This window comes from Dickeya sp. ws52, from assembly GCF_007210685.1.
In the GTDB taxonomy this organism is placed as follows: Bacteria; Pseudomonadota; Gammaproteobacteria; order Enterobacterales; family Enterobacteriaceae; genus Dickeya; species Dickeya chrysanthemi.
In genome coordinates this window covers 111,958-125,842 of sequence record NZ_SZVX01000010.1, presented here as the reverse complement: position 1 = coordinate 125,842, position 13,885 = coordinate 111,958, and the positions used below count along the sequence as shown (strand labels likewise).

At 57.8% G+C, this 13,885-nt stretch carries 10 protein-coding genes; 8 read left to right on the top strand and 2 right to left on the bottom strand.

All coding sequences use genetic code 11. From position 1 onward, the window contains the following. Window positions 1-75: 75 nt before the first annotated feature. Window positions 76-1,086 (bottom strand): HTH-type transcriptional regulator GalR, encoded by a 1,011-nt coding sequence (gene galR, locus FDP13_RS11620; RefSeq protein WP_033576443.1) that lies wholly within the window; start codon window positions 1,084-1,086, stop codon window positions 76-78. A gap of 815 nt (window positions 1,087-1,901) precedes the next feature. Between galR and licT the strand changes: the two genes are divergently transcribed. The 7 genes from licT (at window position 1,902) to FDP13_RS11585 (ending at window position 12,049) form a co-directional block, all read left to right on the top strand. Beyond that, complete coding sequence (gene licT / locus FDP13_RS11615) at window positions 1,902-2,771, top strand: BglG family transcription antiterminator LicT (RefSeq protein ID WP_012768506.1); 870 nt, start codon at window positions 1,902-1,904, stop codon at window positions 2,769-2,771. 174 nt (window positions 2,772-2,945) lie between these two features. Beyond that, window positions 2,946-4,880, top strand: a complete 1,935-nt coding sequence (locus FDP13_RS11610) for a beta-glucoside-specific PTS transporter subunit IIABC (protein WP_143839486.1) — start codon at window positions 2,946-2,948, stop codon at window positions 4,878-4,880. 16 nt (window positions 4,881-4,896) lie between these two features. Continuing rightward, complete coding sequence (locus FDP13_RS11605; RefSeq protein ID WP_143839485.1) at window positions 4,897-6,387, top strand: glycoside hydrolase family 1 protein; 1,491 nt, start codon at window positions 4,897-4,899, stop codon at window positions 6,385-6,387. Between the two features lie 55 nt (window positions 6,388-6,442). Further along, window positions 6,443-7,840: a glycoside hydrolase family 1 protein gene (locus tag FDP13_RS11600; protein ID WP_033576440.1), complete on the top strand. Its 1,398-nt coding sequence runs from the start codon at window positions 6,443-6,445 to the stop codon at window positions 7,838-7,840. Between the two features lie 299 nt (window positions 7,841-8,139). Further along, entirely contained in the window at window positions 8,140-10,338 is a 2,199-nt protein-coding gene (gene aas, locus FDP13_RS11595) for a bifunctional acyl-ACP--phospholipid O-acyltransferase/long-chain-fatty-acid--ACP ligase (RefSeq protein WP_143839484.1), read from the top strand. Then, window positions 10,335-11,582, top strand: a complete 1,248-nt coding sequence (lplT, locus tag FDP13_RS11590) for a lysophospholipid transporter LplT (protein ID WP_027710998.1) — start codon at window positions 10,335-10,337, stop codon at window positions 11,580-11,582. Before aas ends, lplT begins: the two co-directional genes overlap by 4 nt. A gap of 11 nt (window positions 11,583-11,593) precedes the next feature. Further along, entirely contained in the window at window positions 11,594-12,049 is a 456-nt protein-coding gene (locus FDP13_RS11585) for a GNAT family N-acetyltransferase (RefSeq protein WP_027710999.1), read from the top strand. 85 nt (window positions 12,050-12,134) lie between these two features. On the opposite strand, the gene FDP13_RS11580 is transcribed toward FDP13_RS11585, so the two are convergent. Then, window positions 12,135-12,263 carry an entericidin A/B family lipoprotein gene (locus FDP13_RS11580; RefSeq protein WP_027711000.1) on the bottom strand — a complete coding sequence of 43 codons (129 nt, stop codon included), beginning with the start codon at window positions 12,261-12,263 and terminating at the stop codon, window positions 12,135-12,137. 202 nt (window positions 12,264-12,465) lie between these two features. On the opposite strand from FDP13_RS11580, the gene FDP13_RS11575 reads away from it, so the two are divergent. Further along, a complete protein-coding gene (locus tag FDP13_RS11575; RefSeq protein ID WP_033576437.1) occupies window positions 12,466-13,857 on the top strand; it encodes a sensor domain-containing diguanylate cyclase in 1,392 nt (463 codons plus the stop codon). Window positions 13,858-13,885: the final 28 nt, after the last annotated feature.

Below are 13,885 nucleotides of genomic sequence, written 5' to 3'. Positions count from 1 at the left end.
AACAGGATGGATCGTTGTCAGCAGCATCCCCCTGCAAGATAACACCGCTGTTTGTTAACCGCTCTTGATGCATCACTAACGCCCATTATTCAAACTGGCGACCGAATGCCGGCGGATTAGCGTTGGGTGGAACAGGTTGATGGCGTTGGGCAGCGGCGTGTCGTTGGCCAACGCCAGCGCGATTTGCGCCGCTTGCGTCGCCATGGCGGTAATCGGGTAGCGGATGGTGGTCAGGCGTGGGCGCAGGTAACGCGACAGCAATACATCATCGAATCCGATCAGCGACATATCCCGCGGCACCTCGATGCCGTTATCGCTCAGCACCGCCAGCGCGCCGGCCGCCATCGGGTCGTTGTAGCAGGTCAACGCAGTCACCGGGCGGCCGCGCTCCAGTAGCGTGGTCATCGCTTCCTCGCCGCCGCTTTCATCCGGCTCACCGTAGGCGATTAACTGTTCATCCAGTGCAATGTTGTGTTCGGCCAGCGCGTTCCGGTAGCCTGCCAGACGGTCATCGGCGTCGGAAATAGCGTGGTTGGAGCACAAAATGCCGATTTGGCGATGCCCCTGCAGGATCAGATGACGGGTCGCCAGCCAGGCGCCGTAGTGGTTATCCAGCGCTACGCAACGTGCTTCATACCCCGGCAGAATACGGTTAATCAGCACCATGCCCGGAATCTGTTCCATCAGTTGCGCCAGCTCTTCATCCGGCAGCATCTTGGCGTGCACCACCAACGCCGCGCAGCGATGGCGAATCAATTGTTCGATGGCCTGACGCTCTTTGTGCGCCACATGATACCCATTGCCAATCAATAGAAAGTTACCGGTACGGTAGGCTTCCTGCTCCACGGCTTTGACCATGGTGCCGAAAAACGGGTCTGACACGTCGGACACCACCAGCCCCAGTGTTTCGGTAGACTGCTGGGCCAGTGCGCGGGCGTTGGCGTTCGGATGGTATTGCAACTGCTGCATGGCCTGCAGTACGGCGCTGCGCGCTTGCTCACTGGCTTTGGGCGAATCGTTGATGACGCGTGATACGGTTGCGACCGACACGCCCGCCAGCCTGGCGACGTCCTTAATGGTGGCCATGGGGTTTCCTGTTGTTCTTAGAGCCTATCCCATTAGGGCTATTTCACTGGCCATTTTGGCCCTGGGCAGTGCTCGAAATCCTCACGTACTCTGTGTACGCTCCGGTCTCTCCGCGCTGTCCGAGTCCAAACTGGCTGCGCCAATAACGCCTACTGGGATAGGCTCTTAATGTAAAAATGGTGCGCGCAATCAAATGACTGCCTGAGTGTCACGGAATTAGGCCGTGGCCGCAAGAGGCGGGGATCGCAACTTTTACCGTCGGCGCGCCGTCATTGCTCGTCAGGCGGCAAGAGTGGCAAATGTAGCGATGTTTTTTTCTTCAACTGCACATGATGTTGGGGGCGGGGCGACGGTATTCCGGCCAGGCAATCATTGTTTTTCACGGCTTTATTACAGCCAACCCGAGAATTTTACAGTTGGTTGCACTTCGAACGTTTATCTTTCGATTCTGCGCTAGTGATTCCGGGTGACTCTCTTTAGAGTAACAAGTCCCAGAGGTATTGATGGGTGACAATCGATGTGTTCTTCACATTGAACCATTCAAATTTCACCAACCTACGCGGATGCGTAGGTTTTTTTTTGCCTGCGTTCCGGCAGGCCGGAAAATAATACGCGGGTCACAAATAAAAAAGAAACCCCGCCGCCTGTCGGTAGGCTGATTGACGCTGAATATAGCGAGTGATAATTTTTAACCATTGCATAAGGCTTGTTACCGTTCGGCGGGCAAAACATAAGTGCAGCGACAGTATGAAGTCAATCGACTTTATCGTTTGCTGTATTTAGGTTTTGCCCGTTTCTGTTTTCAGGAGAATGCGATGAAGATAACTCAGGTCCTGAATAATAATGTGGTCAGCGTGATCGATAATCAGGGGCAGGAGCTTATCTTGACCGGCTGTGGGCTTGGGTTTCATTCCCGAAATGGCCAGGATGTGGAAATAACGCGAGTAGAGAAAATATTTCGCTTGCAGGATGATGCGATTTCCACGCGCTTTAAACATTTGGCGCAGGAAGTCCCGCTGGAAATATTGCAACTGACCGCCGATATTGTGGAGATGGTAAAAACACAGTTGCCGCAAAAATTGAGTGAAGGGATTTACGTCACGCTGGCTGACCATCTCGCTTTTGCCTTGCAGTGTCAGCGCAACGGCACCGTGATCCAGAACCCGTTGCAGTGGGAAGTCCGTCACTTCTATAAGCAGGAGTTTGCCGTAGCGGAGCAGGCGCTGGCGCTGATTCGCGAGGCGTTGGGCGTCGCCCTGCCCAACGATGAAGCATGTAGTATCGCGTTGCATATCGTGAATGCCGAGCTTGGCGATAATATCGGCAATATGAAACAGATTACGCAACTGATTTATCAGGTGCAGAATATCGTCAAATATTATTTTCAGGTGTCGCTGGATGAAAACAGCGGTAATTATCATCGCTTTATTACCCACCTGAAATTCTTTTCTCAGCGCGTGATGGAAGGCACCACGCTGGATAATGACGACGGCGAGTTATTTACCATGGTGCAGCAACGCTATCAAAAAACGCTGGGCTGTGTCGAAGCCATCAATACCTTTATCAAAAAGAATTACCAACACACTATGACCAATTCGGAGAAACTGTATCTGACCATTCATATCGATAATATGATTCATCGTCTTACCCAACATCATTCGAGTCGCCGCCTTCCTGCAACTTGAAGTATTAAGGGTAATCAATCATTCCGAATAGGCTTGTTACTGGCAGCGGCGATTCGTCGGAAACGATGTGATATCCGCTGACGCAGGCAAACCCCAGAGGAACAAGGCGCCACGGTAAATACCGGGCGGTTGTTGCGGAAATCGTAAGATTTCTTTCTGGAAAGAGGAATTGCTATGTCAGTTAATTATCAGGAGATTGCCAGGAATATTGTGGCGCTTGTCGGAGGCGAGAGTAATATCCGACAGGTTTTTCATTGTATTACCCGCCTGCGTTTTTATTTGCACGAAGCGCAGCGTATCGAACGTGCTCAACTGGAAGTATTAGAGGGGGTAATCGGTATTAATGTGGCCGGCGAGCAGTTTCAGGTGATCATCGGCAATGACGTAGCGGATGTCTATCGGGCGCTGATACGACAGTATCCGCAGTTGGCGAGCCAGCCGACCGATGCCCCAGAGGCCGGGCGGCCGCGACATCCGGTCTCGGCGCTGTTGGAAGCCTTTTCCAGCATCTTCTCGCCGGTGATCCCGGCCATTGCCGGCGCCGGTATCCTCAAAGGGATCCTGTCGTTGCTGGTGGCGCTGCACTGGGTATCCAATACCCATCAAACCTACCTGATTCTCTCCGCCATTAGCGACGGTATCTTCTATTTTATGCCGCTGGTGCTGGCGTTTAGCGCGGCCCACAAGTTTGGTTGTAACCCCTACGTGGCGGTGGCGCTGGCGGCTACATTGTTACACCCCACGTTGATGAAGCTGTTTGCGGGCGGCGGCGAAATTGCCTTTCTCGGGCTGCCGGTGTCGCCGGTGTCCTACGCGTCGTCGGTGATCCCGATTTTGCTGGCGGTGTGGCTGATGTCTTGGGTGGAGCGCCGTATCGACCGCATTATGCCCGGCGCGCTGAAAACCATGTTCGTGCCGCTGCTGACGCTGCTGATCGTCGCGCCGATCATGCTGATCGCCATCGGGCCGCTCGGTATTCTCATCGGCAACCACCTCTCCACCGGTATCGTCTGGCTGGTGGATAACATGGGGATTCTGGCCGGGCTGATTCTCGGCGGTACGTTGTCGATGATCATCATCACCGGTATGCACTATGTGCTGATTCCGATCATGATCAACAACATCAGTAAGATGGGGTTCGATCCGTTCAAGATAATCTTTTATATCGCCAACATGGGGCAGGCGGGAGCGGCGTTCGGCGTGTTCCTGCGCGCCCGCGACAAGAAAACCAAATCGCTGGCGCTTTCCACCAGTATCACCGCCACCATGGGCATTACCGAACCGGCGATGTACGGCATCAATATCCGTTTCAAACGCCCGTTCGCCGCCGCGTTGATCGGCGGTGCCTGCGGCGGCGCGTTCGCCATGTTCTTCGGCGTAAAAACCTATGCCTTTGCCCTGAGCGGGCTGCCGGGGCTGCCTGCACTGGTGGGGCCGACCTTCCTGTACGCGCTGGCCAGTATGGCGATTTCTTTCACCACCGCAACGGTGATGACCTGCGTACTGGGGTTTGAAGAGAGCCTGGAAAAAACCGCGCTACCGAAAGAAGGGCAAATGGTGCTGCCGGCCGCGCCGGTGGCGCTGAGCGGGCATAACGAAAAACGGGTCCATAACGAAAAACTGTTTCATAACGAAAAGCTATTCCATAACGAAAAACTGTTCGCGCCGGTAGCCGGGCGAGTGATGGCGCTTGAAAGCTTAAGCGACCCGGTGTTTGCCGGAGAAGTGTTCGGCAAGGGCATCGCCATCTACCCGGAAAACGGCGAACTGTTATCGCCGGTTAACGGGCGTATCGAATCGATTTTCGACACTCACCACGCGCTGACGCTGAAAAGCGACACCGGCGCCGAGGTGCTGATCCACATCGGCATTGATACCGTCAAACTCGGTGGCCGCCACTTTATCCGTCATGCCCAGCCGGGGCAGATGGTGGAAGTCGGCGAACCGCTGGTGAGTTTCGACCTGCCGGCGCTGCTGGCGGAAGGCATCGACCCCAGCGTTATCGTGATTGTCACCAATACCGAGTGCTATGGCGAGGTGAGTCCGCTGCTGAACGGCGATGTCCACTCGCGTGATGCATTGATGAAACTGACCGCTGCGGCGGCCTGAGGGAGGGGAAGAAAACATGAGCGTATCAAAAACGTGTCCACCGGATGTCAACGCGTTTCCGCCGGATTTTCTGTGGGGCGGCGCCACCGCCGCCAACCAACTGGAGGGCGCCTGGAACGTGGGCGGCAAAGGGCTGTCGGTGTCGGATGTGTATACCTTTGACAGCCGCACGCCCAAAGAACGCTGGTTGGATCAGTGGTTGTTTATGACGCATCAGCAGGTGGCGGAAGCACAAGACCCGCACAGTCAAAAGTACTATCCGAAGCGCAAGGGCAACGGCTTTTATTACCATTACAAGGAGGATATCGCGCTGTTCGCCGAGATGGGGTTCAAATGCTTTCGCATGTCGATCGCCTGGACGCGTATTTTCCCGCGCGGCGACGAAACGGAACCAAACGAAGCCGGGCTGGCGTTTTATGACCGGGTGTTGGATGCGCTGCTGGCACATCATATTCAGCCGATCGTGTCGTTGTCTCACTACGAGATGCCGCTGTGTCTGGTCACCGAATACGGCGGCTGGCCCAACCGCAAACTGGTCGATTTTTACGTGCGTTTCGCCACTACGGTGTTCGAGCGCTATCGGCACAAGGTCAAATATTGGATGACCTTTAACGAGATCAACTGCGTCAAGCATCACCCCTACGTCAGCGTCGGGGTGATCGAGGAAGGCAACCCGCATCTGGAGCAAGACAAGTATCAGGGCGTGCACCACCAGTTCATCGCCAGCGCGCTGGCGACCAAGGCTTGTCACCAGATCATTCCCGGCTCGCAGGTCGGTTGCATGATCAGCTACCAGATCCTTTATCCCCACACCTGCCACCCGGACGATCTGCAAGCCTGCGAGGAGGCGCAGCGGGTGTCGCTGTTCTTCAGCGATGTGCAGGCACGCGGTTACTATCCGGCCTATACCGACCGTATGCTGGCGGAAAAAGGCGTGGTGCTGCAAAAAGAGCAGGGGGACGACGAGATCCTGCGCCAGTATCCGGTGGACTACGTGTCGTTCAGCTATTACATGTCCAGTACCGTCAGCGCGCATCCGGAACAACTGGAGGGCGCAACCGGTAATCTGATCACCGGCGGCATTCGCAACCCTTATCTGCCGACCAGCGAATGGGGCTGGCAAATCGACCCGAAAGGGCTGCGGCTGGCGCTCAACCAACTGTATGACCGTTATCAGAAACCGCTGTTCATTGCCGAGAACGGGCTGGGCGCGGTGGATAGCGTCAATCCGGATGGTTCAGTCGACGACGATTACCGTATCGACTACCTGCGTCAGCATGTGCAGCAAATGAAGGAAGCGCTGGCGGACGGGGTAAAACTGTTCGGCTACACCTGGTGGGGGCCTATCGACGTGGTGAGCGCCGGCACCTCGCAAATCTCCAAGCGCTACGGCTTTATTTACGTCGATCAGGACGACGACGGCCACGGCACCCAGCAGCGATCGCGTAAAAAGAGCTTCTACTGGTATCGCAAGCTGATCGCCTCCAACGGCGCCGATCTCGATTGAATCTGATGCCGGCGGCGCAGGCCGTCGGCGTTAACCGGATAAGCAAGGAGTGAGCATGGCTCGTTTCCCACACGGGTTTTTATGGGGCGGCGCGATTGCCGCCAATCAGGCGGAAGGCGCCTGGAATGAAGGCGGCAAAGGGCCGTCGATTGCCGATGTGGTGCGCGGCGGCATCGTGGCGGGCAAGCCGGATGCGGCCGTTGACCCCACGCAGTATTACCCCAGCCATGAGGCGATCGATTTTTATCATCGTTATCAGGAGGATATCGCCCTGTTCGCCGAAATGGGGTTCAAGTGCTTTCGCACCTCGATCGCCTGGTCGCGCATTTTTCCGCAAGGGGATGAGGCGCAGCCTAATGAGGCGGGGCTGCGTTTTTACGAGCAACTGTTTGATGAGTTGCTGAAGTACGGCATCCAGCCGGTGGTGACGCTGTCGCACTATGAAACGCCGCTGGCGTTGTATCAGCGCTACGGCGGCTGGCAGGATCGTCGGCTGGTGGATTTTTTCATCCGTTATTGCGACACGGTATTCCATCGTTACCGGCATAAGGTGAAATACTGGATGACATTCAACGAACTGAACAATATGAATCGTATCCCGTTCGCCACCGGTGCAATACAGCCGGCAGCGGAAGATCGGTTGCAGGCGATTTATCAGGCCAGCCACCATATGTTCGTCGCCAACGCGCGGGCAAACCGGCTCTGCCACCAGATTATCCCGGAGGCCCGCATCGGCTGCATGTTGTCGCTCAGCACCGTTTACCCGCACAGTTGCCGCCCGGAAGACGTGTTCGAAACCATGCAGATGCGGCGTCGTTCGCTGTTTTATGCCGACGTCATGATGCGCGGGCACTACCCGGCTTACAGTCAGCGCATGTGGCGCGAACACGGCATTCAACTGACGATGGAAGCAGACGATCTAACGCTGCTGGCGGCGCATCCGTCCGACTATCTTGGTTTCAGCTACTACCGTAGCGCCACGTATCAGGCCGGGATGCCGGTACTGGCGGATACCGGCGGGGTGATCGGCAAGGAAAATCCCTATCTGCAAAGCACCGACTGGGGCTGGCCGATTGACGCTAAAGGGTTGCGGCTGGTGTGTAACGAACTGGCGGATCGCTATGAAAAGCCGCTGTTTATTGTTGAAAACGGTTTCGGCGGCGTGGATACGCCGGATGCGGACGGCGCCATCAACGATGATGACCGTATCCGTTACGGGCAACAGCATCTGCACGAAGTGGCGGAGGCGCTGGCTGATGGCTGCGACATCATGGGGTATACCTGGTGGGGGCCGATTGATATCGTCAGCGCCGGCACCGGCGAGATGAAAAAACGCTACGGTTTTATCTACGTGGATAAAGACAATGACGGCCACGGCACGCTGGCGCGCCGCAGGAAAAAGAGCTTTGACTGGTACAGGCAGGTGATCGCCGGTAACGGCGAACAACTGTAATCTCCTCCCGGGGCGGGACCGTTGCCCGCCCGATCTTGCTGCATCACAGCCCCATGATTCCCGATGTTTTTTCCCCCTCCTCGGCACGTGTTCCGGCGGTGTTTTCAGCGCTAATATTGGTGCGGTTTATGGTATGGTGAACCCTTTGGCGGGACGTGGCACCTCGGTGCGCGTCATCCCGACGTCGCGGTTATGTCGGTGGTGAAAGTGAACGATCAAGGGGAACGCGCGATCATGAACAATCAGCGGCGTGTGGGTCCAAACCGGACAGAGTTACTGTTTACACATAGGGAGGTGGGATGATTTATACCTTTTTACGCTGGGTACTGAAGCAGGTATATCGCATTCAGATTACGGGTGATGAAAGCAGTTTCCGGCAATCGAAGATAGTGATTACCCCAAACCACGTTTCATTCCTTGATGGCGTGCTGATGGCGCTGTTTCTGCCGCTGCAAAGCAAGCCGGTATTCGCCGTCTATTCCAACATCGCCGACCGTTGGTTCATGCGCTGGCTGAAACCCTACATCGATTTTTTGCCGCTGGACCCGACCAAACCGTTGGCGCTCAAGCAGTTGATCCGGCTGGTGGAGCAGGGGCGACCGGTGGTGGTGTTCCCGGAAGGGCGTATCACCGTGACCGGCTCGCTGATGAAAATCTACAGCGGTGCGGCGTTCGTGGCGGCGCGTTCAGGGGCCGCCGTGATACCGGTGCGCATCGAAGGGCCGGAGTTCACCCACTTCGGCCGTCTGGGCGGGGTGTTACGCCGTCGCCTGTTTCCAGTGGTTTCTCTGCATTTTTTACCGCCGACGACGTTACCCATGCCGGTCGCGCCGTCGGCGCGTGAGCGCCGTGCCCTGGCGGGTGAGGCGCTGCACCGCATCATGATGGATGCACGCATGGCGGTGCGACCGCACCACACCTTGTATCAGGCGTTTCTGGCCGCCTGCGATCGCTACGGCTACCACTCGCCCTGTATTGAAGACATCAACCTCAAGGAAGAGAGTTATCACGGCTTGCTGAAGAAATCGCTCGGGGTAGCGCGCATTCTGCAACGTTTTACCGGCGAGCGTGAGCATGTCGGGTTGCTGTTGCCCAATGCGACCGTCACCGCCGCCGCGATTCTCGGTTCTTCGCTCGGCAGCCGGGTGCCGGCGATGCTGAACTACACCGCCGGGGTGAAAGGCATTCAGAATGCGATGACCGCGGCGCGGATCAAAACTATCGTGACGTCGCGGCAGTTTCTGGAGAAGGGCAAGCTGACCCACCTGCCGCAACAGGTGAAAGAGGCCAATTGGGTCTACCTGGAAGACCTGAAGGACACGGTTACGCTGCCGGACAAACTGTGGATTCTATTCCACCTGTTGTTCCCGACGCGCGCCATGCGCCCGCAACAGCCGGATGATGCGGCGGTGATCCTGTTCACTTCCGGCTCGGAAGGCAACCCGAAAGGGGTGGTGCATTCCCACAATAGTCTGATGGCCAACGTCGAGCAGATCCGCACCGTGGCCGATTTCACGCCGCGCGATCGTTTCATGTCGGCGTTGCCGCTGTTCCACGCCTTCGGGCTGACGGTCGGGCTGCTGACGCCGCTGATGACCGGAGCCCGCGTATTCCTCTACCCGAGCCCGCTGCATTACCGCATCGTGCCGGAGCTGGTGTATGACCGCAACTGCACGGTGCTGTTCGGCACGTCCACCTTTCTCGGGCATTATGCGCGCTTCGCTCACCCGTACGATTTCGCTCGCCTGCGCTACGTCGTGGCCGGGGCGGAAAAGCTCTCTGAACAGGTGCGGGCGGTATGGCAGGACAAATTCGGCCTTCGTATTCTGGAAGGCTACGGCGTGACCGAGTGTGCGCCGGTGGTGGCGATCAACGTCCCGATGGCCTGCAAACTGCATTCCGTCGGCCGCTTGTTGCCGGGCATTGCGTCACGGCTGATTCCGGTGCCGGGCATCCATCATGGCGGCCGTCTGCAACTGCGCGGGCCGAACGTGATGAAGGGCTACCTGCGGGTGGAAAACCCCGGCGAGCTGGAGCCACCCGCAGCGGAAAACGAGCACGGGCAGCGTGAGGCGAATTGGTACGACACCGGCGATATCGTCTTTCTTGATGAGCAGGGCTTCTGTACCATTGTCGGCCGCGTTAAACGCTTCGCCAAGCTGGCCGGGGAAATGGTGTCGCTGGAGAGCGTGGAGCAACTGGCGAACCAGGTATCGCCGCAGGCGCAACACGCCGCCAGCGCCCGCAGCGACAGCAGCAAGGGAGAGGCGCTGGTGCTGTTTACCACCGACGCGACGCTGACCCGCGACAGCCTGTTGACGCAGGCACGAGCGAGTGGCCTGCCGGAACTGGCGGTGCCGCGCGATATTCGTTACCTGAAAGAGCTGCCGTTATTGGGCAGCGGCAAACCGGACTTCGTCACGCTGCGCCAACGGGCGGAACAGCCCGCCGATGCGGCGCAAGACGCTCCGGATGCACAACCGGAGCATGATGCATGAGTCACACGACTTCTCCCTCGTCGTCACTGTTTTCCCGCGGTATGAATGCGGTGATGGTGGCGCAGTTTTTCTCCGCCTTCGGCGATAACGCGCTGCTGTTCGCCACGCTGGCGCTGGTGAAATCGCTGGCGTATCCGGACTGGAGCCAGCCTTTCCTACAGATGGGATTCGTCGCCGCCTATATCGTGCTGGCGCCGTTTGTCGGCCAGTTCGCCGACAGTTTCGCCAAAGGGCGGGTGATGATGTTTGCCAACGCCCTGAAGCTGGCCGGTGCGTTGCTGATCTGTCTGGGCGGCAACCCGTTTCTGGGTTACACGCTGGTGGGGCTGGGCGCGGCGGCCTATTCCCCGGCCAAGTACGGCATTCTGGGGGAGATCACCCGCGGCGATCAGTTGGTGAAAGCCAACGGTCTGATGGAAGCCTCCACCATCGCGGCTATTCTTATCGGGTCGGTGGTGGGCGGCGTACTGGCCGACTGGCATATCTACGGTGCGCTGGCGGTATGTGCGCTGGCTTACGGCATTGCGCTGGCGGCCAACCTGCTGATTCCGAAACTGGCGGCCGCGCGCCCCGGCGCATCCTGGCGTCCGGCGCGCATGACCCGTTCATTCTTTGACGCCTGCCGCGTACTGTGGCGCAACGGCGAAACCCGTTTCTCGCTGGTCGGTACCAGCATGTTCTGGGGCGCGGGCGTGACGCTGCGTTTCTTGCTGGTGCTGTGGGTGCCGCTGGCGCTGGGCATCAACGACAATTCGACGCCGACGCTGCTCAACGCCATGGTGGCGGTGGGGATTGTGGTCGGCGCGGCGGCGGCCGGTAAGCTGGTGACGCTGAAAACCGTGCGACGCTGCCTGCCCGCCGGGGTGCTGATCGGCGTGATGGTGGTGGTGTTCACCCTGCAACATAGCCTGATCAGCGCGTACGCCTGCCTGTTGGTGTTGGGCGCGCTGGGCGGCTTTTTTATCGTGCCGCTCAATGCGCTGTTGCAGGAGCGCGGCCGGGAAAGTGTGGGCGCCGGCAACGCCATCGCGGTGCAGAACTTAGGTGAAAACGGCGCCATGCTGTTGATGCTGGCGCTCTACTCGCTGGCTGTGAAGGTCGGCGTGCCGGTATTGGCGATTGGCGTCGGTTTCGGCGTGTTGTTTGCGCTGGCGATTGCCGGGCTGTGGGTTTGGGTGCAGGTGACTCAGTGGCGTCGTCGGCCGGAACCTACGGTCATGAATACCTCCGATAAGAGTGAATAACGGGAGAGGTGATGAGTCTGATTTGGCATGACTGGGGGGTAAAAGACCTGAACCCGTATGCGCTGTATGACATTCTGCGCCTGCGCAACCAGGTCTTTGTGGTGGAACAGCGGTGTGCTTATCAGGATTTGGACGGGCTGGATCTGGTCGATGGCAACCGCCATGTGACGGCCTGGCAAAACGGCAGGTTGATCGCCTGCGCGCGCTTGCTGGCGCCTCATGATCGGCAGGACGTGGTGACCATCGGCCGGGTAGTGGTGGCTCCCGAGGCACGAGGCCAGCGGCTCGGGCATCAGTTACTGATGCATGGGCAGGCCGCCTGTGTGCGCCATTGGCCGGGACGGGCGCAATACCTGTCTGCACAGGCGCATTTACAGCATTTCTACCAGCAATTCGGTTTTGTGGTGTGTGGCGATGGCTACGACGAGGACGGCATTCCCCACGTGCCGATGCGAACGGCGGGATAACCAGTCGCTGCCGTGGTATGCCGTCTTCCATGACGGACGGCAACCCCGCTGCCGGGCAGACGGGGTGCCGGCGTTGTCTCGTCGGTTAACTGGCGGAATGGGAAATGGTGCTGCCGAGCTTCTGAACGTCCTGACCAAATCCGCGAGCGGTGTTGCAGCCGCTCAATGCCGTCGTCATCAACAGCGTGGCAACCAGCAGGGTGATAGTTTTCATGAAGGTTTACCTTTACGTCGGGGCAAATTCCGCTCCCACTTTGTCATACTATCACCTAAGGATTCAACGTGTTGTCAGCCGGTTAACCGGGATTTTGTGCAGCGCCGCCTGCAGTGGCCCGTAGGGCGAGGACCATTAATGGGCCGGGTAAGAAAGCCAACGCACTTGCGGCTCGAAGTATGACGAGTATATAAGGTGGCTCATGCCTGATCTGTACCACTGGTTTAAAGCGCTCTGGTCAACCGTGTGTCGAAGAAAAACGGCGGCTGCCGCGAGAGATGCGCAAATTGTGTCGGCCTGTAGTTCATTATTGATGAACGCATCGACACAGGCGGCGATGATCTCCACGGATCAGGACAATAAGATCACGCTGTTCAATTCGGGCGCGGAGCGGCTATTTGGGTTTAGCGCTCAGGAGGTCATCGGTCTTGATGCCGGCACGGTGCTGCTGCGTCAGGGCGATGTCGGGCAGTTGTCGCCACAGGAACTGTTATGCTGCAACCAGACTTTTTCTGCATGGTGCTACCGAAAGAAAGAGGGCGGCATTTTCTGGGGCGAACTCAGTTTTCATGAGATTCGCCTGCCCAATGGGCATCTACTTGGTTATCTCAGCATTATTACTGATATTACCGAACGAGAGCGGTTGCAGGAGCAGCTACAACAACAGCAAAAAATGATGGATTTGCTGTTGCAGCGTGCGCCGTCGGTACTCTATACATTTCAGGTTCGCGGCGAGGACAGGCGGTTTGTTTACTGTAGCCCGGTATCGACCCGGTTATTGGGCCTGACGCCGCAGATGATGACCGCCGTGCCGTTCGGCCCCGGTCACCCGTTGCGGGAGATAATCTTGCCGGAGGATCTTGAACGCATCGTACAGCATTACAACAGCGGCAATTTTCATCGCCATAGCTGGCGCAGCGATTTTCGCATCTGCGCCGAAAACGGCGATGTCCGCTGGATCCACGCAGAAGCCAGCGCTTCCCATCCGGGTGACGGCAGCATCGTGTTTTATGGGTCGATGCTCGACATTACCGAGCTCAAACAGTCAGAGACGTTGTTGCAGGTATTAGCGCAGACGGATTCGCTGACCGGCATCGCTAATCGCCGCCATTTCGATGAGCGCTATCAGCACTTGTGGCGGCAGCATGAATCCATGCAGAGGCCGTTATCGTTGCTGATGATCGATATCGACCGCTTTAAACGCTTCAATGACAGCTATGGGCACAGTAAAGGCGACGCCTGTATCAAGTCGGTTGTGGAAACGCTGGCGGCGCAGTTACCGTCGTCAGAATGTCTGTTGGGGCGGTACGGTGGCGAAGAGTTCATCATGGTGTTGCCGGAAACGGACCACCGGCAGGCTTTGATACTGGCGGAACGCTGTCGTCAGGCGGTGGAGTCGATGGAAATCCCGCATACCAAGTCGCCGCAAGGCGTGGTAACCGTGAGTATCGGCGTCGCCGTCGCAAGGCCGGGGGAAACCGGCAGCAGCATGACGCAACTGAGTAATGACGCCGATCAGGCGCTTTATCGCGCTAAACATCAGGGGCGCAACCGGGTAGAGGCAAGCCTGTCGGCGCACTCGCCGCCGCCCTGACGGCGGCGGTCAGTGTATCCGGCACCTG

What these genes read in the sequence shown, in the direction of transcription:
- FDP13_RS11605 (WP_143839485.1), top strand. Translation starts at nt 4,897, where the DNA reads ATGAGCGTATCAAAAACGTGTCCACCGGATGTCAACGCGTTTCCGCCG.
- FDP13_RS11580 (WP_027711000.1), bottom strand. Translation starts at nt 12,263, where the DNA reads ATGAAAACTATCACCCTGCTGGTTGCCACGCTGTTGATGACGACGGCA.
- aas (WP_143839484.1), top strand. Translation starts at nt 8,140, where the DNA reads ATGATTTATACCTTTTTACGCTGGGTACTGAAGCAGGTATATCGCATT.
- FDP13_RS11610 (WP_143839486.1), top strand. Translation starts at nt 2,946, where the DNA reads ATGTCAGTTAATTATCAGGAGATTGCCAGGAATATTGTGGCGCTTGTC.
- lplT (WP_027710998.1), top strand. Translation starts at nt 10,335, where the DNA reads ATGAGTCACACGACTTCTCCCTCGTCGTCACTGTTTTCCCGCGGTATG.
- galR (WP_033576443.1), bottom strand. Translation starts at nt 1,086, where the DNA reads ATGGCCACCATTAAGGACGTCGCCAGGCTGGCGGGCGTGTCGGTCGCA.
- FDP13_RS11575 (WP_033576437.1), top strand. Translation starts at nt 12,466, where the DNA reads ATGCCTGATCTGTACCACTGGTTTAAAGCGCTCTGGTCAACCGTGTGT.
- FDP13_RS11585 (WP_027710999.1), top strand. Translation starts at nt 11,594, where the DNA reads ATGAGTCTGATTTGGCATGACTGGGGGGTAAAAGACCTGAACCCGTAT.
- FDP13_RS11600 (WP_033576440.1), top strand. Translation starts at nt 6,443, where the DNA reads ATGGCTCGTTTCCCACACGGGTTTTTATGGGGCGGCGCGATTGCCGCC.
- licT (WP_012768506.1), top strand. Translation starts at nt 1,902, where the DNA reads ATGAAGATAACTCAGGTCCTGAATAATAATGTGGTCAGCGTGATCGAT.